The sequence below is a fragment of the Rhizomicrobium sp. genome, from assembly GCA_037200985.1.
Classification (GTDB): domain Bacteria; phylum Pseudomonadota; class Alphaproteobacteria; order Micropepsales; family Micropepsaceae; genus Rhizomicrobium.
In genome coordinates this window covers 3,962,964-3,988,639 of record JBBCGJ010000001.1, presented here as the reverse complement: position 1 = coordinate 3,988,639, position 25,676 = coordinate 3,962,964, and the positions used below count along the sequence as shown (strand labels likewise).

Sequence of the window (25,676 nt, the reverse complement as noted above, 5' to 3'; positions counted from 1 at the left end):
TCGGCACCGTCGAAGCGGGGATTTCCTCCACAGATGGCGCTTGCCGAGGCCAGATCGCGGTTGCCGGAGCGGAGCGTTCCCACGCGGCTCGGCGCGGCGCTGTTCCAGCTCAAGGCCAACCTGTTCCGCGCGCGGCGCTTCGCGGCCGAGCTCGGGCGGGCGCCGGCGCGGCTCAAGAAGGGCGATCCGGCGGGCTTCGCCGCGGTCCTGGCCGAGAGCCGCTCGCCCCTGTGGAGCGACCCGCGCGCCGGCGAGCGCGCGCTGCAATGGGGCAAGGTGCAGAACCTGCGGGTGGCGGCCCGGCTGCTCGACCGGACCGTGCTGCCGGCGGGCGCGGTGTTCAGCTTCTGGCGGCAAATGGGGCGGGCGAGCGCGCGGCGCGGCTTCGTCGCGGGGCGGATGCTGCAGGAGGGTTGCCTGGTGCCGGCGACGGGCGGCGGGCTGTGCCAGCTTTCCAACGCGCTCTACGACGCGGCGCTGACGGCCGGATGCGCGATCGTCGAGCGCCATGCGCATTCGCGGATCGTGCCGGGCTCGCGCGGCACGACGGGGCGCGATGCGACGGTGGCGTGGAACTATGTCGACCTGCGGTTCGCGGCGCCGCGCGCGGCGATGCTGCGGGTGGCGGTGGAGCGGGACGAATTGGTGGTGCGGCTGGTTGCGCAGGGAGTCGCTGCCCCGCCCGAAAATCGCTTCACGATTTTCGATCTCCCCGCGATGCCGGGAGGTGGAACGGAGAGTTGCGGCATCTGCGCGGAGACGGGCTGCTTCCGGCATGAAGGCGGGCACGCGGCGCCGGAGGGGCGCACCGCGTTCCTGGTCGACGAGAACTGGCCGGAATTTCGCCGCCATGTCGCACAAACGCGGCGGGACGGCGACGTGCTGGCGCTGCCGCTCGACGGCGCGCGATGGAGGGCGGCGCGCTATGCCTGGGACACGGGCGGCTTCGGCCGCGTGGCGCCGGCGAGCCTGACGGCCCTCATGCGCAGCCTGCGGCTGCGCTTCGCCAAGGACGGGGCGGAGCGGCGCGCGGCGGACATGCGCGGCGCCGAGGCGCTGGCGCGGCGGCTGGCGCAGGCGCTGACGCCGGACGTGACAGAAGTCGTGGCGGCGCAATCGCTGCTGCCCTTCCTGTGGCGCGAGAGGCATCTGGGCGGGCGGCGGCTCTCGGTCCTCATGACGCGGATGCCGATGGAGCAGATCGAGGCGCGGCTGGACGCGGCGGCGGCGCGGCATCCCGGGCGGCGCACGCTGGCGGATTTCCGCGCCGATCCCGCGCTGGTCGCGTCCGAGCGCGAGGCCCTGGCGGCGGCGGATTCGATCGTCACGCCGCATGCGGCCATCGCCGAATTGTTCGGCGAACGCGCCGTGCGGCTCGACTGGGCAATGCCGAAAGCCCGTGCGCGGGCGGGCGCCGTCGTGCCGCGCCGCATCACGTTTCCCGGCCCGACCATCGCGCGCAAGGGCGCTTACGAATTGCGCGAGGCGGCGAAGGCGCTCGATCTGGAGATCATGCTCGTCGGCAGCGCGTTGGAAGGCGCGGATTTCTGGGACGGCGTGCGCTCCCGCCAGGCGACTTCGGAAGACTGGCTCGATGGTGTCGCGGCGGTGGTGCAGCCTGCCCTGCTCGAAGACGCGCCGCGCCGCCTGCTTCAGGCGCTGGCGAGCGGCGTTCCGGTCGTCGCGACGCAAGCTTGCGGATTGCCGCCGCAAAATGGATTGACGCTCGTGCCGGCGGACGATGCGGACGCGCTGATCGCCGCGCTGCGCCGCGCTATTTCCGGCGCTTAGATTTCTTCGCCGGCGTCTTCGCGGGCCGCCGCTTCGGCAGGACGCGCCCCGCCACGGCGTCGAGCCTGGCGATCAGGCGCGCATCGCGCTTGGCCGGCGCGGTCATGAGCGCGGTGTCGAGCACCGATTCGATCCCCGGCGACGGCGCATGCGCCGGACCGAGCTTGCCGGCGACGTTCATGATCAGCTTGCGCGCATGTTCGGCATTCGCATGCATGATCTTCACCACGGCGTCGACCGTCACATGGTCGTGGTCGGGATGCCAGCAATCGTAATCCGTCACCATGGCGACGATGGCGTAGGGCAGCTCCGCCTCGCGGGCGAGCTTGGCCTCGGGCATCGCGGTCATGCCGATCACGCTGCAGCCCCAGGAGCGGTAGAGATTGCTCTCCGCCAGGGATGAGAATTGCGGACCCTCGATGCAGATATAGGTGCCGCCCCGGGCATAGGCGATGCCCTCCTCGGCGCAGGCGAGGCCGAGCGCGTTCGCGATATGGCCGTCGACCGGATGGGCCATCGAGACATGGGCGACGAGGCCGGGGCCGAAGAAGCTTTTCTCGCGCGCATAGGTGCGGTCGATGAACTGGTCGGCGATGACGAAGGTGCCAGGCGGCAGCTCTTCCTTCAGCGAACCGCAGGCGGAGACGCTGATCAGGTCGGTGACGCCGGCGCGCTTGAGCACGTCGATATTGGCGCGGTAGTTGATCGAGGACGGCGTCTGGATATGGCCGCGGCCATGGCGCGGCAGGAAGACCAGATCGGTGCCCTTGTAGGTGCCGAACAGGAGCGCGTCCGACGGCGCCCCCCAGGGCGAGGCGATCTTCTTCCAACGCGGATTCTCCAGGCCGGGAATGTCATAGACGCCGCTGCCGCCGATGACGCCGAGGACGGTTTTGGTCATAGGTGCCTCAACATTTTCCTCCCCGCCGTTGCGGGGGAGGTGCCGAGCGAAGCGAGGCGGAGGGGGACTGTGCGGGGCGGCGGCCCCCTCCGTCACGCCTCCGCTGCGCTACGGCGTGCCACCTCCTCCGCAAGCGGGGGAGGAAAGAGTTCGAAGTTAGTGCGCCTCGTCCTTCCAGACCCTGCGGTAGGAGAGGTAGAGCAGGCCCGAGAGGACGATCAGGAACAGCATCACGCCGACGCCGATGCGGTGGCGGTCGTCCAGATGCGGCTCGCTGGTCCAGGCCAGGAAGTTGGCGACGGCATAGGCCTCGTCGGCGATCTTGTTCGGCGCGCCGTCCACGAAGGTCACCTGGCCGTCGGCCAGCGGCGGCGGCATCGAGATGTCCCAGCCGATGAAATACGGATTGAAGTACTTGTTCGCCGTGACGGCGAAGCCCTTGGGCGGCGTCTCGTGGAAGCCGGTCATCAGCGAGTAGATGTAGTTCGGGCCGCCGGCACGCGCCTTCTCGATCAGCGAGAGGTCGGGCGGCAACGCACCGCCATTGGCGGCACGGGCCGCTTCCTCGTTCGGGAAGGGCGGCGGGAAGGTGTCGGCCGGCGTGCCGGCACGGGTCAGGGGATTGCCCTTGTCGTCGACCGTGTCGCCCTTGTCGTCGGGGCCGGCGAGCACCTTGTACGAGCCGGCGATCGCCTTCATCTGCGCGTCGCTGAAGCCGGGGCCGCCCGGCTCCGACAGGGTGTGGAAGGCGACGCGGTTCAGGCTGTGACAGGCCGAGCAGACTTCCTTGTAGACCTGGAAGCCGTGCTGCAGGTCGGCCTCGTTGTACTTGCCGAACGGGCCTTCGAACGACCAGCCCTGAGGCGGGGTCTTGAGCGGATACGGATCGCCGTCCGCCGCCAGCGCGGGCGAAGCGGCGGAGAGAGCCAGGATAAGGCCGGCTGCGAGCGCGAAGCGCATGGAAGTCCTCACTCGGCGGGTGCGGGGGCGGCGCCCAGCACGGATTTGGCGATGGAGTCGGGAAGCGGCCTCGGCGTCTCGATCAGGCCGATCAGCGGCATGAGCACCCAGAAGAAGCCGTAGTAATAGGCCGTGCCGAGGCGGGCGACCCAGACCAGCGGAATGCCGACGACCGCGGCATCGACGCCCTGCGAGCCGCAATAGCCGAGCACGAGGCAGTCGACCACAAACAGCCAGAAGAACTGCTTCATCAGGGGGCGGAAACGGTTGGAGCGCACCTTCGACGTGTCGAGCCAGGGGATGAAGGCGAGCGTCACGATGGCGCCGCCCAGCACCAGCACGCCGATCAGCTTCTGCGGGATCGAGCGGAGCATCGCGTAGAACGGCAAGAGGTACCATTCGGGCACGATGTCGGCCGGCGTCACCAGCGGATTGGCCGGGATGTAATTGTCCGGATTGCCGACGAAGTCGGGCGCGAAGAACACCAGCACGGCGAACAGGATCGCGAAGAGACCGACATAGAACGCGTCCTTCGCGGTGTAGTAGGGGTGGAAGGGCACGGTGTCCTGCGGCCCCTTCACGTCGATGCCCAGCGGGTTGTTGTTGCCCGGCACGTGCAGCGCCCAGATGTGCAGCCCGACCACCGCCGCGATGATGAAGGGCAGGAGGTAGTGCAGCGAGAAGAAGCGGTTCAGCGTCGGGCCGCCGACCGCGAAATCGCCCCACAGCCAGGTGGCGATGTGGCTGCCGACCTTGAGCCCACCCGTGACCTGGTCGAGCGAGGAGAACAGGTTGGTGATGACGGTGGCGGCCCAGAACGACATCTGACCCCAGGGCAGCACGTAACCCATGAACGCGGTCATCACCATCAGCAGATAGATGATCACGCCGAGGATCCAGAGGATCTCGCGCGGCGCCTTGTAGGAGCCGTAATAAAGGCCGCGGAACATGTGGACATAGACCGCGAGGAAGAACATCGAGGCGCCGTTGGCGTGCACATAGCGCAGCAGCCAGCCGTAATTCACGTCGCGCATAATGCTCTCGACGCTGTCGAAGGCCGCGCTCGAACCGGGGACGGCGGCGACATTGGCGCTGGGATCGAAATGCATCGCCAGCACGATGCCGGTGACGATCTGCACGCCGAGGCAGAAGGTGAGGATGGCGCCGAAGGCGTACCAGAAGTTCAGGTTCCTGGGCGTCGGGAAGGTCAGCATGGTGTCGTGGCTGAGGCGCAGGATCGGCAGCCGCGCGTCGAGCCAGCGGGTGAAGCCCGTTTGAGGCACGTAAGTCGATGGACCGGACATCTGGATGCTCCTCAACCGACTTTGACGCGGGTGGGCGAGAGGAAGGAATAGACGGGGATTTCGAGGTTCTGCGGCGCCGGGCCTTTGCGCACCCGTCCGGCGACGTCGTACTGCGAACCGTGGCAATGGCAAAGCCAGCCGCCGAAATCGCCTTCATAGGCCGTCGGCGTGCAGCCCAGATGGGTGCAGACGCCCGAGACCACCAGCCATTCGGGATGGGTCTCACGGTTGGCGTCGGTCGCCGGGGCGTCCTCGGGCAGGTTGAGGTTGCGGGCGATGGGGTCGATCAGCTCCGACACCGGAACCGCCTTGGCCGTCGCGATCTCGGCCGGGCTGCGGCGGCGCACGAAGAGCGGGTGGCCGCGGAATTTGAACGTGACCGACTGGCCGACCTGGATCGGCGTCAGGTCGATCTCGATGGAGGCGAGCGCCAGGACGGCGGAGCTCGGGTTCATCTGGTCGATCAGCGGCCAGGCGACAGCGGCGGCGCCAACGGCGGCGACGGAGGCCGTGGCGATGTAGAGGAAGTCGCGCCGCGTCGGTTCGGCGGTCGTCGTGGTGGCCAAGGCTTCACCTTTATCAATCGTTCGAGACGCTCCGGGCGGCGGGAAACCGCGTGCGCACCACCCCCGGGACTCTCAAGCGCGCGCCGCTTTGCGGGGGTAAAATAGAGAGACGGATTTGGTGGGTCTTGCGGCACGATGACGCAGAAAATGCCGGAGATTCACAGACTTGGCACGAAGCGACGCATCAGCATTCGAGCACGCTTACATGTCCTTGCTTCGCATAGGCCAGCATTGCGCGATCGCGCGTCACCACCGTGTAGCCGAATTCGCGCGCTGTCGCGGCAATGATCCTGTCGGCAGGATCGCGATTGAGCTTGCCTGGAAGTTTCCAGGAATCGAGCAGAACCCTTGCAGGTAGGTCGGCCAGGGCAATTCCCGGAAGGCTTGTGACGCGCTTCAGCCAGCCTTCCACGGAATATGTCGAGCGAAATCTGCCCGATACCGACAGCAAGCCGATTTCCCAAGCCGTGAACGGCGAAACAAAAGTGGTGCGGCCGGCACGATAGGAAGCCGCGAGAGCTTCCGCAGCATTGGGGCGCAACGCGCCGTCGACTAACCACATCGCGGCGCAGGTATCGAGCAGGAAAGGGAAGGTCATTTGGCATCGCCGGGAAACATGCGATCGAACTTCGCGAGTACCTCGCTCTCGATCTCATTCCACTCTTCGTCCGTGTAGACCGGCTTGGTGATGTCATAGCCGGGCTCGATCGTAAAAGTCCCTTTCATCGCGCCAAACGCCGGGTGATGCGTTGCGTTCATATCAGCCTCCATTGCGGACCTGAATTCTGCCGGTTCCTCGCGCAAGCCGCCCCCGCGGGCAATCCGCCCGGATGCGCGCCGGAAGACGACGGTCTTGCCTTTCCGATCCAGATTCGCGGTGACGAACCCGGCGTCGAGCCACGCCTTTGCCTGCGAGTGACCGGTCGCGTTGTTCGACCACCACTCGTTTCGCCGAATTGCCGACGCCGGCAATTCCGCGCCGATGATTCGTTCTATGTCCTCGAACGTCAGCGCCACGACATCCTCCGTTTGACGGGACAGATAGTTCTGGAGAGGCTCATAGGTCAGCATAGTTCCTGTGTTCCTAATTTGCAGGAATAAACCTAAGGAATAAATAGGAACTTGTCAAGGATGCGTCTCGTCCTGTTCGAGCCCGATATTCCGCAGAACGCCGGCAGTTTGCTGCGGCTGGGCGCCTGCCTGGGCATCGCGGTGGATATCGTCGAGCCTTGCGGCTTCGTGCTCGGCGAGGCGCGGATGCGGCGGGCGGGGATGGATTACCTGGAACAGGCCGACATGGTCCGGCATGCCTCCTGGGCGACGTATCTGGCGCAGCACAAGACGGGACGGATCGTGCTGCTGACGTCCAAGGGTGCCCTGCCGTACACGGACTTCGCTTTCGCGGCCGACGACAGCATCCTGCTGGGGCGCGAGAGCGCCGGCGTGCCCGATTTCGTGCACGACCGGGCCGACGCCCGCTTGCGCATTCCGATGAAATCGGGCTTGCGTTCGATCAACGTGGCGCAGGCCGGCGCGATGGTATTGGGCGAGGCGATGCGACAGACAGGGTTGTTTCCATGACGACACAGGATCCCAGGAACGAGCGGAAGGCCCAGGCGCGGGCCTGGTTCGAATCCCTGCGCGACCGCCTCTGCGCCGATTTCGAGCGGATCGAGGAAGAGCATGCCGGTCCGCTTTCCGACCGGCCGCCGGGGAAGTTCGAGCGCAAGGCGTGGTCCCGGCCCGGCGAGGACGGCGCCGATGCCGGCGGCGGCGTGATGAGCGTCATGAAGGGGCGGGTTTTCGAGAAGGTCGGCGTCAATGTTTCGACCGTGTACGGAAAATTCTCGCCCGAATTCGCCAAGACGATCCCGGGGGCGCAGGAGGATCCGCGCTTCTGGTCGTCGGGCATCTCGCTGATCGCGCATATGCAGAACCCGCACGTGCCGGCGGTGCACATGAACACCCGCCATATGGTGACCACGACGTCGTGGTGGGGCGGCGGCGCCGACCTGACGCCGATGTTTCCCAATGAAGCGGATGCCGCCGATTTCCATGCTGCGCTGCGGCAGGCCTGCGATGCGCACGATCCGAACTATTACGCGCGTTTCAAGAAATGGTGCGACGAATATTTCTACCTGCCGCACCGCGGCGAACCGCGCGGAGCGGGCGGAATCTTCTACGACCGGCTCGACAGCGGCGATTGGGACAAGGATTTCGCCTTTACCCGCGACGTGGGACTCGCATTTGCCACGATCTATCCCCAGATCGTACGCAGGCGAATGGAGCTGGCCTGGACCACGGCGGACCGCGATCACCAGCTCATCCGCCGCGGTCGCTACGTGGAATTCAATCTTTTGTGGGACCGTGGCACGCAATTCGGCCTGAAGACCGGCGGGAATATCGACGCCATCCTGGTTTCGATGCCGCCGGAAGCCCGCTGGCCCTGATCCTTATCTTTCGACGAGGTGCGTTGTTTTGGAGCTTTCGTTCAGTCACGCCTCCCTGTTCGCGCTCCTGCAAGTCGTCCTGATCGACATCGTGCTGGCCGGCGACAATGCGCTCGTCATCGGCATGGCGGCGGCCCGCGTGCCGCAGGTGGTGCGCCGCAAGGTGATCTTCTGGGGCCTGGTCGCCGCGGTGGTGCTGCGAGTCTTCCTGGCCTCCATCACCGTCGAACTGCTCGATATCATCGGGCTGATGTTCGCGGGCGGCATCCTGCTCCTGTGGGTGTGCTGGAAGCTCTATCGCGACATCCGCGACGCGGCCGAGGAGCGCCATTCGCTTGAGACGCTCAAGACCGATCCGGGCAAGCTCGGCGGGCCCTACAGCACAGAGGCGAGCGCGGCGATGGTGCGCCGCGCGATCGTGCAGATCGCGGCCGCCGATCTGTCCATGTCGCTCGACAACGTGCTGGCGGTCGCCGGCGCGGCACAGAAGAACTATGCGGTGCTGGCGGTCGGCCTGATGCTGTCGATCGGGCTGATGGGCATCGCGGCCAGCGTGATCGCCAAGGCGCTCGGCCGCTATCCGTGGATCAGCTATGCCGGGCTGTTCATCGTGCTCTATGTCGCGATCAAGATGGTCTGGCAGGGCGGCTGGATGCTGGTCGAGGGAACGACCGGCTAGCCGAGCCGCAGGAGCACCGCGGTCGCATCGTCGCTTTTCTTGAAGCGCGGGAATTTGTGGCCTTCGGCATCGGCCTCTTCGGCGGCACGCAGCTCCTCGGCCAGCGCGGCAAGGCCCTTGTCCAGGGCCTTGGCCATCAGCGAATCCACCGTGTGGGCGCCGTAGTCCGTCGTCAGCGCCAGGAAGCCGTCGGAGGCGAGCAGCAGGCTCGAACCCGCCGGGGCCGCCACATGCCTGCTCGCGACATGGCCGGCGGCGCGTTCGTCGGGGCTGAAGGCCCAATGGCTGCCGCTGTTGAGCCGGTCGCGCGCCTTGCGCAGCGAGGGCAGATATTCGGGACGGTTGGCGCCGGAGGCGGGCGAGAGGTTCTTCTCCTTGGCGAGGCGCGCGACATGGGCGGATTCCTGCGCCTTCTTGGCGAAGGATTCGCCCAGGACCTCGACCTTTTCGCCGGGCCGCAGCAGAAGGCCGGCACAGTCGCCGTACCACAGGAAATCGAAGCCGCCGGTCGCCTCGGCGGCGAAGGCCATGGAGGCGAAGGGCATCTCCCACATCGCTTCCGGCGCGCGGCGGCGCAGCGCGATGAACGACTTCTCCGCGTCGGCGAGCGTGTGGCGCAGTGCGTCCTTGGGCGCGTCGCCGTCGCGGCAATGCGCCATCAACCGGCGCGCGCCGAAATGCGCGATCCAGGCGGCGTCGCTGTCGCCGGGCATCAGGGGATCGCCGAGGCTGGTGGCGCCGTCGAGGACCACGGCGGCGGTGTCCGCATGGCCGAAGGAGTCGTCGTTCGGCTTATAGGGATCGCCGGGAAGGGAGATCGTGTCGAGGATTTGGAAGGGCATCAGTATACCATGGCCTGAACCACCGCCTTCAGGCGTTCGGCGAGGGAGAACTCGTCCTCGATGAAGTCGGCGTCGACCCACCAGTCTTCGACCTCCTCCAGGATGCGGCCGACCAGCGGGCCTTCGGGCACGCCGGCCAGCATCACCTCGCGGCCCGTCAGCGGGAAGCGCGGACGCGCCCAGGCGTCGGCGACGGCGAGCAGCATGCGCCACTGAATGGCGTTCGACTCCTTGGGATCCTCCGCCCATTTGAGGAAGACGCGGTCCTTGAACGGCCCGGCGCCCAGCCGGTAGAGCAGCTTGCGCATCTCCTTCACCGACAGATAGGAGACGATCTTCTCGCGCGCGCCGGCGATGTCGGCGAGGCGGTCGGCGTCGGCGTTCGATAGCCGCCATTCCTTGGCGACGGCGCGCGCCTCGGCGGCCTCGGCCGGCAGCAGCGCGGCAAGGCGCAGGATCGCGTCGGGCGTGAAGAAGGCTTCGGCGTCGATCCGCACCAGGCGTTCGAGGCGGTGGACGTTCAGATTGCCGATCAGGATATCCGCCAGGATGCCGCTCGCCGCCATCTGGCGCAGCGCGGGCACCGGATCGTCGGCTTCCAGCAGGCGCAGCATCTCCTTCGAGACGCGCTCGCCGGCGAGCATGGTGAGACCGCCTTTCTCCGCGGCGGCGGCATGCAGGGCGTCCGAGTCGATGGGCCCCTTGCCGTACCAGGCATGGAAGCGGAAGAGGCGCAGGATGCGTAGGTAATCCTCTCGGATGCGGCGCGCGGCATCGCCGACAAAGCGAACGCGACGGGCCTCGAGATCGGCGATGCCGCCAACCGTGTCGAGGATCGCGCCATCGGCATCGGCATAGAGCGCGTTCATGGTGAAGTCGCGGCGCTGCGCGTCTTCCGCCCAATCGGTCGTGAACGCCACCACGGCGCGGCGGCCGTCGGTCGCGACGTCGCGGCGCAGTGTCGTCACCTCGAAGGGCTTGCCGTTCGCAACCGCCGTCACCGTGCCGTGCTCGATCCCGGTCGGCACCGCGCCGAGGCCGGCTTTCTTCAGCCGCGCCGTCACATCGTCGGGCAGGAGCGGCGTCGCGATGTCGATATCGGCGACCGGCTTTCCGAGCAGCGCATTGCGCACCGCGCCGCCGACGAACCGGCCCTGCCCGCCGAGCGCATCGAGCACGGCGCGCGTTTCGCGCGCGGTCATCCAGGGATGGCGTTTGGGGTCGAGCTTCACTTCGTCTTCTCCGGTGCCGGCGCAACATAGCCCGGAACGATCTTGCCGTTCACCACATGCGGCGCGACATAGAGGCCGGTGATCGGCTCGCCTTCGAGGAAGCCGACCACGAGAAAGCTGAGCGCCACCAGCGACAATCCGGCGATGGTCAGCCAGGTCCAGGGCGTCACGGGCCGGTTCACGGGCGGGCGCAGGCGCAGCAGCAGCAGATAGGCGCCATAGAGCAGGAACGGAACCGCGAAGAGCAGGATGCGCTCGAGAATGGAACGGGTCATGGCGCGGTGATCCGCTCGGCGAAATCGATCAGCATGGCCGCGGTCGCGCCCCAGATGTAGTGGCCTTCGTAGGTGAAGGCGTTGAAGGTCCGCATGCGGCCCTGGAATTCGCGGGTCTGCTTCTGGCGGTTGGCGGGATCGAGCAGGAAGTCGAGCGGCACTTCGAAGATGCTGGCGACCTCGCTGGCGTCCGGCGCAAGCGCGAAGCCTTCGCTCAGGATGCCGACGACGGGCAGGATGGCGAAACCGGTGCCGGTCTCATAGGCGTCGAGGAAGCCCGCCACGGTGACGAAGGCGGGTTCGATGCCGGTCTCCTCCTGCGTCTCGCGCAGGGCCGTTTCGACGAGGGATATGTCCTTCGGTTCGACGCGCCCGCCGGGAAAGGCGACCTGCCCGGCGTGCCGGGTGAGGCTGTCGGTGCGCTGGGTCAGGAGCACATGCGGCTCGCGGTGCAGGATGAGCGGCAGCAGCACCGCGGCGGGCGTGAGATCGGGCGTCTTCGCCGGGCGGTTCTGCGGATTGAGGTCGTAGTCGCCGCGCGTCGGCATCAGCGGCAGCAGCGGCGGTTCGTGCAGCAGGCGCGAGCGCAAAAGATCGATGCCGCCGCAGACGATGCGCCGGCCGATGGCGGCGGGAGATTCCTCCGGCGCGCTCATTCGGGACGGCCGAGGGGATAAAAGACGCCGCTGCTCCACACGCCGAGCGTGCCGCGATGTTCGCCTTCGCCGGGGACGGCGAGATCGGCGAGCTGGTAGAATACCGGCCGCGCGATGCGTGCCTCCAGCCCTTTGCGGACATGGACGTAGGGCGCGGGTTCGCCCGTCGCCGGATCGGTCTCGACGCGGATGGGATTGGCGGGGCCGGCAACGGTCTCATCGCCGACATTCGTCGTGAAGACGAGTTTCTGGTCGCGGCCTTCGCCCTCGACGTCCAGCAGCACGGCAAGAAACGGCGCATCCTCGACCACGATGCGCATTTTCTCGGCCGGGGTGACGAGGACGAAGCCGTCGGGGTCGCGGCGCAATATGGTCGAAAAAAGGCGCACCAATTCCCTGCGGCCGATGGGACTGCCTTCGTGATGCCAGGTGCCGTCGCGCGCGATGCGGATGTCGATGTCGCCGCAATGGGCCGGGTTCCACGTCTCCACGGGCGGCAGGCCGCGGCCGGCGGCGGCGTCGCGCTGCAGGCTTGCGAGGCCGAGGGGGAAGCTGCTCATGTCGATCGGACCACGTCCTTCACAGCCCTGTGCGGACCGGGTGTTTTCCTTGTTGCGCCTGCATCGCCGGGGTAGATAGGTCCGGTCCCGGCGCACCCGGAAGATAAGGTGCGGTCCGTGGACCGGCAACCAAGCATCCGGACCCCCTTCATGAACGATACCGTGGCTGAGAGTTCTGGCGCCGCCGCCCATCTGGAGCGCGCCGCGGCCACGCTGGCCAAGGTGCGCGAGGCGGTCGGGCGGGCGATCTTCGGCCAAGATGCGGTGATCGAGCAGACGCTGGTGACGCTCCTGGCCGGCGGGCACGGCCTTCTGATCGGCGTGCCGGGCCTCGCCAAGACCAAGCTGGTCGAGACGCTGGGCATCGTGCTCGGCCTGGACTGGAAACGCATCCAGTTCACCCCGGACCTGATGCCGACCGACATCATCGGCTCCGAAGTCCTGGAAGAGGCCGGCGGCAAGCGCAGCTTCCGCTTCATCGCGGGTCCGGTGTTCACCCAATTGCTGATGGCCGACGAGATCAACCGCGCCAGCCCGCGTACCCAATCGGCGCTGCTGCAGGCGATGCAGGAGCGGCACGTCACGGTGGCCGGCCAGCGCTACGACCTGCCCAAGCCGTTCCATGTGCTGGCGACGCAGAACCCGCTGGAGCAGGAAGGCACCTATCCCCTGCCCGAGGCACAGCTCGACCGGTTCCTGTTGCAGATCGACATCGGCTATCCCGACAAGGAGGCCGAGCGGCGCATGCTGGCGGCCACGACCTTCGGCGAGGAGGAGAAGCCGGTCGCGGTGTGCAGCGCCGCCGACCTGATGCTGGCGCAGCAGATCGTGCGGCACATCCCGGTCGGCGAGAAGGTCGTCGACGCGATCCTGAAGCTGGTGCGCGCGGCACGGCCCGGCGAAGAAGGGCCCAAGGACGTCCGCGACGCCGTGGCCTGGGGTCCGGGTCCGCGCGCGAGCCAGGCCTTCATGCTGGCGGTGCGGGCGCGGGCGCTGATCGAGGGACGGCTGGCGCCGTCGACCGACGACGTCGAGGCCCTGGCGCAGCCGGTGCTGCGCCATCGCATGGCGCTCACCTTCCCGGCGCGCGCCGAAGGCATGACGGTGACCTCCGTCATCGAAAGGCTCAGCCGGAGCATTCTTTGAGTTCGAATCTCCAATATGAAGCCGAGGCGCTCGGCGCCGGCCTGCCGCCGCTCCTGCTCGACGCCGAGCGGCTGGCCGCGGCGGTGAGTCTCGGCGTGCACGGACGGCGCAAGGCCGGCATGGGCGAGAGCTTCTGGCAGTTCCGCCGCTATACGCCGGAGGACGCAGCGAGCGCGATCGACTGGCGGCAATCGGCCAAGTCGCAGCATCTCTTCGTGCGCGAGCGCGAATGGGAGGCGGCGCAGTCGGTGTGGTTCTGGTGCGATGCCTCGGCCGGCATGCAATTCGCATCGGCCAAGACCACCAAGGCGGAGCGGGCCAAGCTGCTCGGCCTGGCGCTGGCGTCGCTGCTGGTGCGCGGCGGCGAGCGCGTAGCGCTCTATGGCGACGGACACGCGCCGGCCAGTTCGCGCGCGGCGCTCCGGCGGATCGGGCACACGCTGCTGGACGGACCGGACCGCGACATCGCGCTGCCGCCCGACGCGGCGATCACCAAGAACGCGCAATTCGTCTGGTTCTCCGACTTTCTCTCGCCGCTGATCGATATCGAGGCGACGCTCAGGCGGCTGTCGCATTCGGCGGTGACGGGACAGGTGGTGCACATCATCGATCCGGCGGAAGAGGATTTTCCCTATGCCGGGCGCGTGCGCTTCGAGGACACGAAGGGCGACTTGAGCGAAACGATCGGCCGCGCCGAGACGGTGGCAGGCGCCTATCGCGCGCGGTTCAAGGCACATGCCGAGACCTTGGGCGCGCTGGCGCGGCGGCTGGGCTGGTCCTATATCGCGCACCGCACGGACAAGCCGCCGCAGACCGCGCTGATCGCGCTCTATGCCGACATGAGCGGCACCTGACGTGGCCGGATTGCTCGCGGGATTGAGTTTCGGCGCGCCCTTCATCCTCGGCGCCCTGATCGTGCTGCCGGCGGTGTGGTGGCTGCTGCGCGTGACGCCGCCCCTGCCGCGAAGGCTGGTATTCCCGCCGCTGCGGTTGCTTCTGGGATTGTCCGGAAAGGAAGAGACGCCGGCGCGGACGCCCTGGTGGCTGCTGCTGCTGCGCCTGATCGCGGCGGCCTGCGTGATCGTGGCGCTCGCCGAGCCCCTGTTCGGCAAGGGCCCGACCGTCGCCGGAACCGGACCCGTCGTGCTGGTGGTCGACAATGGCTGGACCTCGGCCGCGAATTGGGACGCGCGGCAGGCGGTGATCGCGGACGTGCTGCGCAGCGCGACGCAGCAGAGGCGCGCCGTCGCCATCGTGCCGACCGCCGACATTCCCGATGTGAGCCTGATGGATGCGGGACGCGCGGCGCGCATCGCGCAGGCGCTGGTGCCGCAGCCCTGGTTGCCGGACCGCCGTCGCGCCGCGGCCGCGATCGCCAGAGCGAAGTTCGCGGCGCCGCCGCAGATCCTGTGGCTGAGCGACGGGATCGAGGACGGCACGGCGGGCGCCACCGCCGACGCGCTGGCGAAGGCCGGCGCGCTGACGATCTATGCCGATGCGCCGGGCCAGGGGGCGCTGGCGCTGCTGCCGCCGGCCAACAAGGCGAACGGCTTCGACGTCTCGGTGCTGCGCGCCGACACCGACGGGGCGCGCGGCGGCCGCGTCCAGGCGCTGGGCAGCCATGGCGAGATGCTGGCGGAAGGCGCCTTCCGCTTCGAAGGCGCGCGCGCCAGGGCGGACGCGCATATCAGCCTTCCGCTGGAGGTGCGCAACGAGACGACGCGCATCGCCGTCGCGAACGCGGATTCGGCAGGGGCGGTGCAGCTCCTGGGCGGCGGCGGATCGCGCCGCGCCGTGGGCCTTGTCGCAGCCGACGTCGCCGAGGACACCCAGCCGCTGCTCTCCGACACGTATTATCTGGAGCGCGCGCTGGCGCCCTATGCCGAGGTGCGCAAGGGCACGATCGGCGCCGTGCTGGCGCGCAATGTGTCGGTGCTGATCCTGGCCGATGTCGCACGGGTGACGGGCAGCGACTACGACAAGGTGGCGAAATTCGTCGCCGGCGGCGGGCTCGTGATCCGCTTCGCGGGCGGGCGCATGACCGGCGGCACCGACGACCTGGTGCCGGTGAAGCTGCGGGTCGGCGGGCGCTATCTCGGCGGCGCGCTGGCCTGGGCCGAGCCGCAGAAGCTGGCGCCGTTCTCCGATTCCAGTCCCTTCGCGGGATTGACGATCCCGGCCGACGTATCGGTGACGCGGCAGGTGCTGGCGGAGCCGTCGGTCGAACTGGCGGACCGGAGCTGGGCAAGGCTGGCGGACGGCACGCCGCTTGTCACCGCGGAGAATCGCGGCAAGGGATTCATCGTCCTGTTCCACATCACGGCGGGGCCGAGCTGGTCATCGCTGCCGCTGTCCGGACTTTACGTCGACATGATGCGGCGGCTGCTGGCGCTGTCGGCGGGGGCCAAGGCCAGCGACATGAAGAGCGCCACGACGCTGCCGCCGGTGACGACGCTGGACGGCTTCGGCCGGGCCCGCAAGCCGCCGGCCGAAGTGCTGCCGATCCGCGCCGCCGATCTGGCGAAGACCGTGCCGTCGCCGGTCCACCCGCCGGGGCTCTACGGCGTCGCCGGCACCGAGGATGCGCTGAACGCGGTCAAGGCCGATACGGTGCTGCTGCCTTTCGCCGGCATCGACACCGAGCCCTATCCGCAATCGACGGTGACGGCGCTGGCGCCGTGGTTCCTGGGCGTGGCGCTCGCGCTCCTGTTCCTCGACGCGCTGCTGTCGCTCTGGCTGCGCGGCTATCTTTCGCGGCTGCGGCTGACGCGGATCGCGGCGGTCGCGCTCGCGCTCCTGTTCGCGGTGCGCGGGCACAGCGCGCGCGCGGACGATGCGTTCGACCTGAAAGCCGCGGACGACACGCGGCTCGCCTATGTCGTCACCGGGCTTGCCGATGTCGACGAGATGAGCCGGGCAGGGCTGACCGGCCTTGCGCTGCAATTGCGGGCACGCACCTCTTACGAGCCGCAGGACCCGATGGGCGTCGACGTCGCGAAGGACGACCTGTCGTTCTTCCCCCTGCTCTACTGGCCGATGGACCCGCGCGAGAAGGACCTTTCGCCCGAGGCGCTGTCGAAGATCAGCGACTATATGCGCAACGGCGGGACGATCCTGTTCGACACCCGCGACCTGACGCTGGGCGCGGCGCGTGGCGCGCAGTCGCCGGGGGAGCAGACGCTGCGAAGGCTGGTCGCCAAGCTCGACCTGCCGCCGCTGCAGCCGGTGCCGTCCGATCACGTGCTGACCAAGACGTTCTACATCATCCAGAATTTTCCCGGCCGCTGGGACGGCGGCAAGGTATGGGTCGAGGCGCTGCCGCCGGCCGATCCCAATGCCGGCGCGGCGCCGGCGCGCGGCGGCGACGGCGTCTCGCCGGTGATCATCGGCGGCAATGACTGGGCGGCGGCCTGGGCCGTGCGGCCCGACGGCGCGCCGATGGTCGACGTGGTGCCGGGCGGCGAGCGCCAGCGCGAGATGGCCTATCGCTTCGGCGTCAATCTGGTGATGTATGCCTTCACCGGCAACTACAAGGCCGACATGGTGCATTGGCCGGCACTGCTCAAGCGCATGGGCCGCCAGCCGTGAACCTCAGCATCGACTTCGCGCCGCATGTGCCGCTCGCGCTGTTCTGGGCCGCGGTGGGGATTGCCGTCGCGCTCACGATCCTGTCCTTCGCGCTGCGGGCGCGCGGCGCCTGGGCGCGGGCGCTGGTCTTCGCGGCGCTGATCTTCGTGCTCGCCAATCCGCTCATCGTCAACGAGACGCACAGTCCTCTTCCCGATGTCGCGGCGATCGTGATCGACCGCTCGCAGAGCATGGGCGTGGACGACCGCAAGGCGCAGGAGGACGCGGCGCTGGCCGCGATCAAGAAACAGCTCGCCGGCGACAAGACCCTGGAAATCCGCGAAAGCGTGGTGACGACGACCGCGACGGGCGAGGACAACGGCACGCAGCTTTTCGCCGGGCTCAATGCCGCGCTCGCCGACGTGCCGCCGGAACGGATCGCAGGCGCGATCCTGATCACCGACGGCGAGGTGCACGACGCGCCGGCGCCGGACAAGCTCGCCGTCCATGCGCCGATCCATGCCCTGATCGCCGGGCGGCGCGGCGAGAAGGACCGCAAGCTCACCATCGTGAACGCGGCGCGCTTCGCCATCGTCGCGCAGAGCGCCCCGATGGTGGTGCGGGTCGACGATTTCGGCTCCGGCGGCGGCGGAACGGCGGGGATCGTGCTGCGCATCGACGGGACGACGCTGGGAACGCAGACCGTGCCGGTCGGGCGCAACGCGACGCTGCAGATCCCGGTCCGCCACGGCGGCGAGAACGTCGTGGAGGTCGAGGCCGAGCCGGGGCCGGCGGAACTGACGCTGCAGAACAACCGCGCCGTCGTCACCGTGTCGGGCGTGCGCGACCGGCTGCGCGTGCTGCTGGTCAGCGGCGAGCCGCATGCGGGCGAGCGGGTGTGGCGCAATCTTTTGAAGTCCGACCCGTCGGTCGACCTGATCCACTTCACGATCCTGCGGCCGCCCTCGAAACAGGACCCGACGATCCCGGTCAACGAGCTGTCGCTGATCGCCTTTCCGACCCAGGAATTGTTCAGCGAGAAGCTCGACAGTTTCGACCTGGTGATCTTCGACCGCTACAGCGAGCGCGGGATATTGCCGCTGCCCTATTTCGAGAACCTCGCCGACTATGTCGACAATGGCGGGGCGCTGCTGGTGTCGTCGGGGCCGGAATTCGCCGGACCGATGAGCATCTCGCATACGCCGCTCGCCGCCGTGCTGCCGGCGCAGCCGACCGGCGAGATCGTGACGCAAGGCTACAAGCCCGTCGTAACGGCGCAGGGCATGGCGCATCCGGTGACGCGCGACCTGCCCGGCGCCAACACCGAGACGGCGGCCCCGAGCTGGGGCCGCTGGTTCCGCGTCATCGGCGCCAACAAGGTGGGCGGCGAGACGCTGATGAGCGGGCCGGGCGGCCGGCCGCTGCTGGTGCTCGACAAAGTGCGCAAGGGCCGCGTCGCGGAGCTTCTGTCCGACCAGGTCTGGCTGTGGGCGCGCGGCTTCGAGGGCGGCGGGCCGCAGGCCGAATTGCTGCGCCGGCTGGCGCATTGGCTGATGAAGGAGCCGGAGCTGGAAGAGGAGCGCCTGGCCGCGACCATCGCCGACGGCCGCATCGCGGTCGAGCGGCGCACCATGGCGGACCATGCGGCGCCGGTGACGCTGACCTATCCGTCGGGCAAGACCGCGACGCTGACGCTGACCAAGGTCGAGCCCGGCGTGTGGCGCGCCACCGCAAAGGCCGACGAGCTCGGGCTCTACCGGCTGACCGACGGGACGCTGACCGCGGTGGCGGCGGCGGGACCGCTGAACCCGAAAGAGGTCGCCGACATGCGCGCGACGCAGGCGATCCTGTCGCCGATCGCGGATGCGAGCGGCGGCTCAGTGCATTGGCTGAGCGACGGCGTGCCGGATGTGCGCCGCGTCGGCGCCGGCGGCAATGCGGCGGGATCGAACTGGATCGGGCTTCGGGCCAACGGCGCCTATCGCGTGACGAGCGTGGAGCAGCAGCCGCTGCTGCCGGCCTGGCTGGCGCTGCTGTTGCTGCTGGGCACGCTGCTGATCGCGTGGCGGGTCGAGGGGCGATAAAGGCGGCAATATCTGCCGTTATTTCTCTTGAAATCCGGCAGAATATGCCGTAATATCCTTTACGATGCCGACGCTTTCGCGCTTCGCGAATTTCGAGATCGACATGTATTTCGAAGATCACAACCCGCCCCATGTCCATGTGGTCGGGCGGGAATTCGAGATGCTCGTGGCGATCCGGGACGGTGCCGTTCTGGCAGGTGCCGCGCCGCCGCGGGCATGACGAACGGCGATGACGTGGATCGCGGACAACCGCGAGACGCTGTTGCGAAAATGGGACGAGCTGCATTGACGAAGAGCAAGAACCTGGCCCGCGTAAGGGCCGTGGAAGCCGCGAAGGAACCGCTGTCGCTGCGCGTGACCTGGGACGACGGCACGAAATCGCGCGTCGACCTGACCGGCCTGGTGCACAGCTCGCGGCATTTCGCGGGCTTCGCCGAGGACCAGGCCGCGTTCCGCCGGGTAAAGCCGGTCGGCCATGGCTCCGGCATCGGCTGGGACAATGGCCTGGACTATAGCGCGGCGACGCTGCGGACCCTGTCCGAGCAGCAACAGGCGCAGTCCGGAAAGCATCTCATCGCTTTCGAGCAAAAGCATGATCTGAACACGGCCGAAACGGCAGCACTGCTGCATGTGGCCGAAAGGACCATTCGTGCTTATCGCAATGCCGATGCGCTGCCGGAGACCGTCTCCATCGCGCTTCGGGCGCTCGACAGCGATCCGACCGTCTTTGCGGCACACTACCGGCCCGTCACGCGCCGTGGGCGCGGCCGGCCGAAGAAGGTCGCGGCCGAATAGCTACCCCACCCCCGCGCCGTCGGCACAGACGGTGTCGTCGAGCCGGGCGCGGCGAACCTCGCCCGACAGCGTCAGCGCGGCACCCGCCTTCAGCGACAATCCCAGAATCCGCGACTGGTCCACCGGTCCCGGAAAGCGGATGCGACCCGGCGGAAGCTTCGAGAAGCCGACGCGCGCGTAATAAGGCTCGTCGCCCACCAGGACCACGACTTCGAAGCCGGCGGCGCGCGCCGCTTCGAGGCCGCGCTCCATCAGCGCCACGCCGATGCCGCGGCCGCGCTGGTCCGCCGTAACGGCAAGCGGGCCGAGCATCAGCGCCTTGTGGCCGCCGATCATCACCGGCCAGAAGCGCACGGAACCGCGCAACTGCGCGTCCTCGATGGCGACGAAGGCCAGCGACGCGACCTGCGACACGCCTTCCCTCAGGCGATAGGCGGATTTCGCGAAGCGGCCCGGACCGAACGCCGCCTCGTTCAGCGCCTCGACCAGGGGCGCGTCCTCGGGCCGCTCCGGCCGGATCGTCCAACGGGGTTCGCTTGCGTCGCTCAAGCCGGGCTCGGTAGTCTTGGGGTTCACGGAAATTCCGGCGGAGGAAGCACATGGGCGTACTCGATGGCAAGGTCGTTCTGGTGACGGGCGGCGCCAACGGCATCGGCAAGGAATGCGCGCTGCTCGCGGCGAAGGAAGGCGCGGCGGTCGTCGTCAACGACCTCGGCGGCGCGGTCGCGGGCGGCGACGAAGGCTCGGCCGGGCCCGCCGAACAGGTCGCGCAGGAGATCCGCAAGAGCGGCGGGCGCGCCGTGTCGAACTCCGACAGCGTGACCGACCGCAAGGGCGTCGCGCACATGATCGAACAGGCGATGGACGAATTCAAAGGCCTGCACGCGGTGATCAATCCCGCCGGCATCCTGCGCGACACCATGTTCCACAAGATGAGCGACGCCGACTGGGACATGGTGGTCGATGTCCACCTGAACGGCGCCTATAACGTGACGCGCGCCACGATCAATCATTTCCGCGAGCAGAACGAAGGCTCCTATGTCCTGTTCACCTCGACCTCGGGGCTGATCGGCAATATCGGGCAGGCGAACTATGCCGCGGTGAAGATGGGCGTGGTCGGGCTGTCGCGCATCCTCGCGATGGAGGGCGCGGCCAAGAATGTGCGCTCCAACACCATCGCGCCTTTCGCCTGGTCGCGCATGATCGCCACCATCCCGGTGAAGGACGAAGCCTCGGCCAAGCGCGTCGAGCGCATGAAGAACTATATGCGCGCCGACCAGGTGGCGCAGCTTGCCGTCTCGCTCGCCTCGCCGGGGTGCAAGGACGTCAGCGGCCAGATCTTCACCGCGCGCGGCAACGAGATCTTCCTGATGAGCCAGCCGCGCCCGGTGCGCGGCCTGGGCAAGATCGAGGGCTGGACGCCGGCGACCATCGCCGAGCACTGCATGGCGGCGATGAAGCCGAGCTTCACCGACCTTCTGCCGACCACGGGCACGTTCGGCTGGGATCCGGTGTAGCGACGTCTGCGGCGCTGTCATCCCGGCCGAGCGTCGCGAAGCAATTTCGGAGGAGGGTGAGGTGACCGTACCGACCCTTCCCCCGAAAAATTCTTCGCTGCGCTGCGAATTTTTCGACCCTCCCTCAAGGGGAGGGTAGGACGCGGCGCTTGTCGCGACGCAGGACATAACGGCCAAACGGAGGAAGTCATGGGCATCTTGGCGGGCAAGGTCGTCTGGGTCACCGGCGGCGGCAACGGGATCGGCAGGGACACGGCGCTGATCGCCGCCAAGGAAGGCGCGGCCGTGGTCGTCAACGATCTGGGCGGCGGCTTCAAGGGCGACGCGACCGACCAGGGCTCCGCCTCGCCGGCCGAGCAGGTGGCGGCCGAAATCCGCGCCGGCGGCGGCCGGGCGTTTTCCAACTCCGACAGCGTGACGTCGCTTTCCGCGATGGAAGCCTTGCGCGACCGGACGCTGACGGAGTTCGGCGGGCTGCACGGCGTGATCAATCCCGCCGGCATCCTGCGCGACGCCATGTTTCACAAGATGACCGAATTCGACTGGGACAAGGTGATCGAGGTCCATCTCAGAGGCTCCTTCAACGTCTGCCGCGCCACGATCGAGCATTTCCGCGAACAGCAGGCCGGCGCCTATGCGCTGTTCACGTCGACCTCGGGCCTGATCGGCAATATCGGCCAGGCGAATTACGCGGCGGCGAAGCTCGGCATCATGGGATTGTCGCGCGTCGTCGCGATGGAAGGCGCGCGATACGGCGTGCGCTCGAACATCATCGCCCCGGTCGCCTGGACGCGCATGACCCAGTCGATACCGATCCGCGACGAGGCGCAGGCCAAGCGGCGCGAAGCGATGGCGCAAACCATCCGCCCCGATCAGCCGGCGAAGCTCGCCGTGGCCCTGGTGTCGGACCTCGCCGGGCAAGTCTCGGGGCAGATCTTCGGCGCCCGCGGCGACACGATCGAGCTCTACAGCCAGCCGCGCGCGATCCTGAACCTGACCAGGGACGGCGGCTGGACGCCGGAAGACATCGCGACGGAGTGCTTCGAGCAGATGAAAGAAAAATTCTTTCCGGTCTCGCCGGCGACAGCGGGCTGATCACCAATATGGGTCGGGCGGCGTCTTGCCGACGAATTCGGCGAGGCGCCGCAGGGTCCCGGGCGAGGTTCCGGGCGGCGGCGCCGCCGGATCGACGAAAATGAGCTCGCGAACCTCGAGGTTGGGCCGAAACTGGACCCGTGCATTCGTCAGGAGATAGAGCGCGATCACGTTGGTCGCCCAACCGGCGGACCGCGTGTAAAGCCCGAAAAACCGAGGCGGATCGCTGTGAACGCTTCCCAACTCCTCGCCGAGTTCCCGCAGCATCGCGGCGACGGCCGGCTCGCCGCGCGCCACCCCGCCGCCGGGAAACGACCAGCCGGGGTGATAGGAGTGGCGCACCAGGCCGACGCGGCCGCTTTCGTCGACCAGAAGACCGTGCGCCCCGAGGGCGACCGGCGCGATCAGCGCCCGGACCGTCGTCGCCAGCGATCCCAAGACGAACTGCCTCACCCGGAGCCCCAGTCGCGAAAGCATGTCGTTCCTCCGAGGGCGGCCTGCGTAACCAATTAATAACCCGCTGTTTCTAACCTGCCGGGACCAAACAAAGCGAAGCCTATATTGACGTTGCTGGGTACATCGTCAGAAAGGGCCGGCCGCATCGCATGCGGCGGCGCGGATTGGTCATGAGTCCATTGCGCGACACGGGGCGGTAGCCATGTCCGGGGGGGCATTCGATCACCTGAAGGCGCTGGTCGTCGAAGACAACCAGCATATGCGCATGCTGCTGCGCTCGCTGCTGAACGCGCTCGGCATCGACACGGTGTTCGAGGCCGCGAACGGCGAGGACGCCCTGGTGCTTCTGCGCGACAAGCAGCCCGACATCATCCTGTCGGACCTGTCGATGACGCCGATGGACGGGCTGGATTTCGCGCGCGGGGTGCGCATGTCCAAGGACAGTCCCAATCCCTATATCCCGATCATCATGGTGACGGGCCACACCGAGCGCCACCGCATCGAGGCGGCGCGCGACGCCGGCGTGACCGAGGTGCTGGCCAAGCCGATCACCGCGGCCAACCTGTTCCAGCGCATCGGGGAGATCCTCGACCGGCCGCGCCCCTTCGTGAAGGCGACGACCGGCTATTTCGGGCCCGACCGACGGCGCCACGCCGTGGAGAACTATGCCGGGCCGTTCCGCCGCCGCGACGATTTCGAGAACGACGTCGCGGTCCGCTGAGGAAAATCATGGCCAGACGCGCCGACGATGCCGGCCCCGCCGGGGACTATCCGCCGCTTCTTTCCGAAGCGGGGCGCAAGCAGGCGATGGCCAAGCTCAAGAGCAGCGAGACGCTCGCCCGGGCGAGCCGCGTCATCGCGCTGAAGACCGCCGAGCTGCGCGGCGCGGTGCTGGCGCTCGTCGATGAGCTGGGCGCCGCGATGCGGGCGCGGGACTGGCCCACAGTGTTCTCCGCGACGCACGAAATCCGCGGCCTCGCCGGCACGGCGGGGCTGGTCGCCACGGGGCGCATCGCCAACGGGCTTTGCCATTATCTCGATTCGATTGCGCAGCTCGGGATCGAGCCCGACGCGGCGGTCGCCGGCCTGCATCTCGACGCGGTGATCCGCTCCGCCCGCACCGAGGACGACGCGGCGCGCCACGGCGACGCCGTGGCGCAGCAATTGGCCGCGCTGGTCGCGCGCAAGCTGGCCGAGGCCAAGGTTTCGGCACGGCGCTGAACCCGGCGCGGGATCGCGCTGGAACAGCATTCAGCGCTTCTTAAGCCCTTTTCTTAATACTAACGGCCTGATTTCTCGTGGGCGGGCCATGCTTCAGATCGGCGGCATCGTAGTTCTCTTCGCATGCGTGTTCGGCGGCTATCTGATGACCGGCGGCTCGCTCGGCGTCGTGTTCGAGGCGCTGCCGCACGAGATGCTCACCATCTTCGGCGCCGCCATCGCGGCGATGCTGATCGCCGGATCGATGTATTCGGTCAAGAAGGTCGCGGGCTCCCTGGGCAAGGTGATCTCCGGGCCGCAATGGAAACCGGGCGACTATCGCGACCTGCTCTGCCTTCTGTTCCTGCTCACCAAGACGATGAAGTCCAAGGGCCTGATCGCGCTGGAAGCGCATATCGAGAAACCCGAAGAATCCTCGATCTTCAAGCGCTATCCGAAGATCATGAAGGACCATTTCGCGCTCGATTTCATCTGCGACACGCTGCGCATGATGACGATGAGCCTGGAGGATCCGCACCAGGTCGAGACCGCGATGGAGAAGCAGCTCGAGAAGCATCATCACGAAGCGCTGGTCGGCGCCAATGCGCTGACCACGATGTCGGACGGCCTGCCGGCGCTCGGCATCGTCGCGGCGGTCTTGGGCGTCATCAAGACGATGGGCGCGATCAGCGAGCCGCCCGAGGTGCTGGGCGGCATGATCGGCTCGGCGCTGGTCGGCACTTTCCTGGGCGTGTTCCTGGCCTATGGCATCGTCGGCCCGATGGGCGCGCGGCTGAAAGCCATCGTCGACGAGGACGCGCAGTTCTATCACGTCATCCGCGACATCCTGGTCGCGCATCTGCACGGCAACGCGGCGCAGGTGTCGGTGGAGATCGGCCGCGGCAGCGTGCCGAGCGAGGCGCAGCCTTCCTTCGCCGAGTTGGAAGAGGCGCTGAACACCATCCCGCCGGACGGCGGCTAAGCCTTCGCGAGCTTGCGCTTTTCGTCCGACAGCGCGACGAAGAAGGTCGCCAGCGCGCCGGCCACGATGCCCAGCGGCAGCGCGGTGAACACGTCGACATCGGTGCCGAACACCACGATCGACGTCACGATCATTCCGGCCAGCTGCGCCACGGTCCTCGGCATCCCACGCGTCCCCCAGTGAACGCACCGAGGCTAGGCGAAGGACGCGGCGAGGTGAAGGAACTGGTGAAGGAAGAGTTAATCCGTCAGCCGCCGAGGTCCTGGCGCTTCTGCAGGTACTCGTCGCGCTGGATTTCGCCCCTGGCGTAGCGCTCTTCCAGGATGCGCCTGGCGCCGGCGCGGCTGTCGGGCGCCGGCTCGTGCCACCACCAGGGATAGCCGTAATAGTAGCGGCGGCGGCCGAAGATCAGCCCGAAGATCAGGATGAGGACCAAAAGGCTCAAAAGGCCGTGGAACGGTCCGAACACCCAGAAGGCGAAAGGCCAGAACAGAAGCGCGTGGAGCATGCCAGCCTCCCCAATGCGACAGCCGAGATATGGGGAGGCCGCGGGGGATTTCCAGAGCAATGCCGATCCGGCCAAATCTCCGCTGTCATGTCCGCGAAGGCGGGCATCCA

Annotated in this window: 30 protein-coding genes; 15 read left to right on the top strand and 15 right to left on the bottom strand. The window is 68.0% G+C overall.

The annotated features are described in order from the left end of the window. The first annotated feature begins 33 nt into the window (after window positions 1-33). A complete protein-coding gene (locus tag WDN01_19750; GenBank protein MEJ0028266.1) occupies window positions 34-1,791 on the top strand; it encodes a VanW family protein in 1,758 nt (585 codons plus the stop codon). Here the strand turns inward: WDN01_19750 and WDN01_19745 are convergent. From WDN01_19745 to WDN01_19720, 6 genes are all read right to left on the bottom strand, one after another. Beyond that, window positions 1,775-2,692 (bottom strand): S-methyl-5'-thioadenosine phosphorylase, encoded by a 918-nt coding sequence (locus tag WDN01_19745; GenBank protein MEJ0028265.1) that lies wholly within the window; start codon window positions 2,690-2,692, stop codon window positions 1,775-1,777. The genes WDN01_19750 and WDN01_19745 overlap by 17 nt on opposite strands. Window positions 2,693-2,848: 156 nt before the next feature. Continuing rightward, window positions 2,849-3,652: a cytochrome c1 gene (locus tag WDN01_19740; protein ID MEJ0028264.1), complete on the bottom strand. Its 804-nt coding sequence runs from the start codon at window positions 3,650-3,652 to the stop codon at window positions 2,849-2,851. An 8-nt stretch (window positions 3,653-3,660) separates the two neighbouring features. Further along, on the bottom strand, window positions 3,661-4,956 hold the full coding sequence (locus WDN01_19735; GenBank protein ID MEJ0028263.1) for a cytochrome b N-terminal domain-containing protein: 1,296 nt from the start codon (window positions 4,954-4,956) through the stop codon (window positions 3,661-3,663). A gap of 11 nt (window positions 4,957-4,967) precedes the next feature. Continuing rightward, on the bottom strand, window positions 4,968-5,522 hold the full coding sequence (gene petA / locus WDN01_19730; GenBank protein ID MEJ0028262.1) for a ubiquinol-cytochrome c reductase iron-sulfur subunit: 555 nt from the start codon (window positions 5,520-5,522) through the stop codon (window positions 4,968-4,970). Between the two features lie 184 nt (window positions 5,523-5,706). Next, window positions 5,707-6,120, bottom strand: coding sequence for a type II toxin-antitoxin system VapC family toxin (locus WDN01_19725; protein ID MEJ0028261.1), 414 nt, complete (start codon window positions 6,118-6,120; stop codon window positions 5,707-5,709). Further along, complete coding sequence (locus tag WDN01_19720) at window positions 6,117-6,593, bottom strand: hypothetical protein (protein MEJ0028260.1); 477 nt, start codon at window positions 6,591-6,593, stop codon at window positions 6,117-6,119. The genes WDN01_19725 and WDN01_19720 overlap by 4 nt, the downstream gene beginning before the upstream one ends. A 60-nt stretch (window positions 6,594-6,653) precedes the next feature. Here WDN01_19720 and WDN01_19715 point away from each other — a divergent pair, with 60 nt between their 5' ends. Genes WDN01_19715 through WDN01_19705 form a run of 3 tightly spaced genes read left to right on the top strand, consistent with a single transcriptional unit; the run spans window position 6,654 to window position 8,651 of the window. Further along, complete coding sequence (locus tag WDN01_19715; GenBank protein MEJ0028259.1) at window positions 6,654-7,103, top strand: tRNA (cytidine(34)-2'-O)-methyltransferase; 450 nt, start codon at window positions 6,654-6,656, stop codon at window positions 7,101-7,103. Then, a complete protein-coding gene (gene hemF, locus WDN01_19710; GenBank protein ID MEJ0028258.1) occupies window positions 7,100-7,972 on the top strand; it encodes an oxygen-dependent coproporphyrinogen oxidase in 873 nt (290 codons plus the stop codon). Before WDN01_19715 ends, hemF begins: the two co-directional genes overlap by 4 nt. Window positions 7,973-8,000: 28 nt before the next feature. Continuing rightward, a complete protein-coding gene (locus WDN01_19705; protein ID MEJ0028257.1) occupies window positions 8,001-8,651 on the top strand; it encodes a TerC family protein in 651 nt (216 codons plus the stop codon). Here WDN01_19705 and WDN01_19700 read toward each other — a convergent pair. The 5 genes from WDN01_19700 to WDN01_19680 are packed head-to-tail and all read right to left on the bottom strand — an operon-like array spanning window position 8,648 to window position 12,216. Beyond that, window positions 8,648-9,493, bottom strand: coding sequence for a hypothetical protein (locus tag WDN01_19700; protein MEJ0028256.1), 846 nt, complete (start codon window positions 9,491-9,493; stop codon window positions 8,648-8,650). The genes WDN01_19705 and WDN01_19700 overlap by 4 nt on opposite strands. Beyond that, the gene (locus tag WDN01_19695; protein ID MEJ0028255.1) at window positions 9,493-10,725 is read right to left on the bottom strand and encodes a CCA tRNA nucleotidyltransferase; all 1,233 of its coding nucleotides are present in this window, start codon (window positions 10,723-10,725) and stop codon (window positions 9,493-9,495) included. Before WDN01_19695 ends, WDN01_19700 begins: the two co-directional genes overlap by 1 nt. After that, on the bottom strand, window positions 10,722-11,000 hold the full coding sequence (locus tag WDN01_19690) for a DUF6111 family protein (GenBank protein MEJ0028254.1): 279 nt from the start codon (window positions 10,998-11,000) through the stop codon (window positions 10,722-10,724). Before WDN01_19690 ends, WDN01_19695 begins: the two co-directional genes overlap by 4 nt. Then, a complete protein-coding gene (locus tag WDN01_19685; GenBank protein MEJ0028253.1) occupies window positions 10,997-11,656 on the bottom strand; it encodes a CoA pyrophosphatase in 660 nt (219 codons plus the stop codon). Before WDN01_19685 ends, WDN01_19690 begins: the two co-directional genes overlap by 4 nt. Continuing rightward, complete coding sequence (locus WDN01_19680) at window positions 11,653-12,216, bottom strand: DUF1285 domain-containing protein (protein ID MEJ0028252.1); 564 nt, start codon at window positions 12,214-12,216, stop codon at window positions 11,653-11,655. The genes WDN01_19685 and WDN01_19680 overlap by 4 nt, the downstream gene beginning before the upstream one ends. Before the next feature lie 150 nt (window positions 12,217-12,366). On the opposite strand from WDN01_19680, the gene WDN01_19675 reads away from it, so the two are divergent. From WDN01_19675 to WDN01_19650, 6 genes are all read left to right on the top strand, one after another. Further along, window positions 12,367-13,362, top strand: a complete 996-nt coding sequence (locus WDN01_19675; GenBank protein MEJ0028251.1) for a MoxR family ATPase — start codon at window positions 12,367-12,369, stop codon at window positions 13,360-13,362. Further along, entirely contained in the window at window positions 13,359-14,216 is an 858-nt protein-coding gene (locus tag WDN01_19670; GenBank protein MEJ0028250.1) for a DUF58 domain-containing protein, read from the top strand. The genes WDN01_19675 and WDN01_19670 overlap by 4 nt, the downstream gene beginning before the upstream one ends. Window position 14,217: 1 nt before the next feature. After that, window positions 14,218-16,950: a DUF4159 domain-containing protein gene (locus WDN01_19665; protein ID MEJ0028249.1), complete on the top strand. Its 2,733-nt coding sequence runs from the start codon at window positions 14,218-14,220 to the stop codon at window positions 16,948-16,950. Beyond that, window positions 16,947-19,013: a hypothetical protein gene (locus WDN01_19660; protein ID MEJ0028248.1), complete on the top strand. Its 2,067-nt coding sequence runs from the start codon at window positions 16,947-16,949 to the stop codon at window positions 19,011-19,013. The genes WDN01_19665 and WDN01_19660 overlap by 4 nt, the downstream gene beginning before the upstream one ends. Window positions 19,014-19,077: 64 nt before the next feature. Further along, window positions 19,078-19,233, top strand: coding sequence for a DUF4160 domain-containing protein (locus tag WDN01_19655; protein MEJ0028247.1), 156 nt, complete (start codon window positions 19,078-19,080; stop codon window positions 19,231-19,233). Further along, complete coding sequence (locus tag WDN01_19650) at window positions 19,230-19,808, top strand: hypothetical protein (protein MEJ0028246.1); 579 nt, start codon at window positions 19,230-19,232, stop codon at window positions 19,806-19,808. The genes WDN01_19655 and WDN01_19650 overlap by 4 nt, the downstream gene beginning before the upstream one ends. On the opposite strand, the gene WDN01_19645 is transcribed toward WDN01_19650, so the two are convergent. After that, window positions 19,809-20,384, bottom strand: coding sequence for an N-acetyltransferase (locus tag WDN01_19645; GenBank protein ID MEJ0028245.1), 576 nt, complete (start codon window positions 20,382-20,384; stop codon window positions 19,809-19,811). 23 nt (window positions 20,385-20,407) lie between these two features. On the opposite strand from WDN01_19645, the gene WDN01_19640 reads away from it, so the two are divergent. Both WDN01_19640 and WDN01_19635 read left to right on the top strand, forming a co-directional pair. Beyond that, window positions 20,408-21,325 carry an SDR family NAD(P)-dependent oxidoreductase gene (locus WDN01_19640; protein MEJ0028244.1) on the top strand — a complete coding sequence of 306 codons (918 nt, stop codon included), beginning with the start codon at window positions 20,408-20,410 and terminating at the stop codon, window positions 21,323-21,325. A 189-nt stretch (window positions 21,326-21,514) separates the two neighbouring features. Then, window positions 21,515-22,420 carry an SDR family NAD(P)-dependent oxidoreductase gene (locus tag WDN01_19635; protein MEJ0028243.1) on the top strand — a complete coding sequence of 302 codons (906 nt, stop codon included), beginning with the start codon at window positions 21,515-21,517 and terminating at the stop codon, window positions 22,418-22,420. Here the strand turns inward: WDN01_19635 and WDN01_19630 are convergent, their stop codons facing one another. Further along, entirely contained in the window at window positions 22,421-22,897 is a 477-nt protein-coding gene (locus tag WDN01_19630) for an NUDIX domain-containing protein (GenBank protein MEJ0028242.1), read from the bottom strand. A gap of 181 nt (window positions 22,898-23,078) precedes the next feature. Here WDN01_19630 and WDN01_19625 point away from each other — a divergent pair, with 181 nt between their 5' ends. The 3 genes from WDN01_19625 (at window position 23,079) to motA (ending at window position 25,058) form a co-directional block, all read left to right on the top strand. Then, window positions 23,079-23,597, top strand: coding sequence for a response regulator (locus tag WDN01_19625; GenBank protein MEJ0028241.1), 519 nt, complete (start codon window positions 23,079-23,081; stop codon window positions 23,595-23,597). Window positions 23,598-23,605: 8 nt separating this feature from the next. Next, on the top strand, window positions 23,606-24,097 hold the full coding sequence (locus tag WDN01_19620) for an Hpt domain-containing protein (protein ID MEJ0028240.1): 492 nt from the start codon (window positions 23,606-23,608) through the stop codon (window positions 24,095-24,097). 88 nt (window positions 24,098-24,185) lie between these two features. Next, window positions 24,186-25,058, top strand: coding sequence for a flagellar motor stator protein MotA (motA, locus tag WDN01_19615; GenBank protein MEJ0028239.1), 873 nt, complete (start codon window positions 24,186-24,188; stop codon window positions 25,056-25,058). Here motA and WDN01_19610 read toward each other — a convergent pair. Together WDN01_19610 and WDN01_19605 are read right to left on the bottom strand one after the other, a co-directional pair. Beyond that, window positions 25,055-25,222 carry a hypothetical protein gene (locus WDN01_19610; protein ID MEJ0028238.1) on the bottom strand — a complete coding sequence of 56 codons (168 nt, stop codon included), beginning with the start codon at window positions 25,220-25,222 and terminating at the stop codon, window positions 25,055-25,057. The genes motA and WDN01_19610 overlap by 4 nt on opposite strands. Before the next feature lie 83 nt (window positions 25,223-25,305). Further along, window positions 25,306-25,566 carry an SHOCT domain-containing protein gene (locus WDN01_19605; protein MEJ0028237.1) on the bottom strand — a complete coding sequence of 87 codons (261 nt, stop codon included), beginning with the start codon at window positions 25,564-25,566 and terminating at the stop codon, window positions 25,306-25,308. Window positions 25,567-25,676: the final 110 nt, after the last annotated feature.

What these genes read in the sequence shown, in the direction of transcription:
- WDN01_19750 (MEJ0028266.1), top strand. Translation starts at nt 34, where the DNA reads ATGGCGCTTGCCGAGGCCAGATCGCGGTTGCCGGAGCGGAGCGTTCCC.
- WDN01_19745 (MEJ0028265.1), bottom strand. Translation starts at nt 2,692, where the DNA reads ATGACCAAAACCGTCCTCGGCGTCATCGGCGGCAGCGGCGTCTATGAC.
- WDN01_19740 (MEJ0028264.1), bottom strand. Translation starts at nt 3,652, where the DNA reads ATGCGCTTCGCGCTCGCAGCCGGCCTTATCCTGGCTCTCTCCGCCGCT.
- WDN01_19735 (MEJ0028263.1), bottom strand. Translation starts at nt 4,956, where the DNA reads ATGTCCGGTCCATCGACTTACGTGCCTCAAACGGGCTTCACCCGCTGG.
- WDN01_19725 (MEJ0028261.1), bottom strand. Translation starts at nt 6,120, where the DNA reads ATGACCTTCCCTTTCCTGCTCGATACCTGCGCCGCGATGTGGTTAGTC.
- WDN01_19720 (MEJ0028260.1), bottom strand. Translation starts at nt 6,593, where the DNA reads ATGCTGACCTATGAGCCTCTCCAGAACTATCTGTCCCGTCAAACGGAG.
- WDN01_19715 (MEJ0028259.1), top strand. Translation starts at nt 6,654, where the DNA reads ATGCGTCTCGTCCTGTTCGAGCCCGATATTCCGCAGAACGCCGGCAGT.
- hemF (MEJ0028258.1), top strand. Translation starts at nt 7,100, where the DNA reads ATGACGACACAGGATCCCAGGAACGAGCGGAAGGCCCAGGCGCGGGCC.
- WDN01_19700 (MEJ0028256.1), bottom strand. Translation starts at nt 9,493, where the DNA reads ATGCCCTTCCAAATCCTCGACACGATCTCCCTTCCCGGCGATCCCTAT.
- WDN01_19690 (MEJ0028254.1), bottom strand. Translation starts at nt 11,000, where the DNA reads ATGACCCGTTCCATTCTCGAGCGCATCCTGCTCTTCGCGGTTCCGTTC.
- WDN01_19685 (MEJ0028253.1), bottom strand. Translation starts at nt 11,656, where the DNA reads ATGAGCGCGCCGGAGGAATCTCCCGCCGCCATCGGCCGGCGCATCGTC.
- WDN01_19680 (MEJ0028252.1), bottom strand. Translation starts at nt 12,216, where the DNA reads ATGAGCAGCTTCCCCCTCGGCCTCGCAAGCCTGCAGCGCGACGCCGCC.
- WDN01_19675 (MEJ0028251.1), top strand. Translation starts at nt 12,367, where the DNA reads ATGAACGATACCGTGGCTGAGAGTTCTGGCGCCGCCGCCCATCTGGAG.
- WDN01_19655 (MEJ0028247.1), top strand. Translation starts at nt 19,078, where the DNA reads ATGCCGACGCTTTCGCGCTTCGCGAATTTCGAGATCGACATGTATTTC.
- WDN01_19650 (MEJ0028246.1), top strand. Translation starts at nt 19,230, where the DNA reads ATGACGAACGGCGATGACGTGGATCGCGGACAACCGCGAGACGCTGTT.
- WDN01_19640 (MEJ0028244.1), top strand. Translation starts at nt 20,408, where the DNA reads ATGGGCGTACTCGATGGCAAGGTCGTTCTGGTGACGGGCGGCGCCAAC.
- WDN01_19635 (MEJ0028243.1), top strand. Translation starts at nt 21,515, where the DNA reads ATGGGCATCTTGGCGGGCAAGGTCGTCTGGGTCACCGGCGGCGGCAAC.
- WDN01_19630 (MEJ0028242.1), bottom strand. Translation starts at nt 22,897, where the DNA reads ATGCTTTCGCGACTGGGGCTCCGGGTGAGGCAGTTCGTCTTGGGATCG.
- WDN01_19625 (MEJ0028241.1), top strand. Translation starts at nt 23,079, where the DNA reads ATGTCCGGGGGGGCATTCGATCACCTGAAGGCGCTGGTCGTCGAAGAC.
- WDN01_19620 (MEJ0028240.1), top strand. Translation starts at nt 23,606, where the DNA reads ATGGCCAGACGCGCCGACGATGCCGGCCCCGCCGGGGACTATCCGCCG.
- motA (MEJ0028239.1), top strand. Translation starts at nt 24,186, where the DNA reads ATGCTTCAGATCGGCGGCATCGTAGTTCTCTTCGCATGCGTGTTCGGC.
- WDN01_19610 (MEJ0028238.1), bottom strand. Translation starts at nt 25,222, where the DNA reads ATGCCGAGGACCGTGGCGCAGCTGGCCGGAATGATCGTGACGTCGATC.
- WDN01_19605 (MEJ0028237.1), bottom strand. Translation starts at nt 25,566, where the DNA reads ATGCTCCACGCGCTTCTGTTCTGGCCTTTCGCCTTCTGGGTGTTCGGA.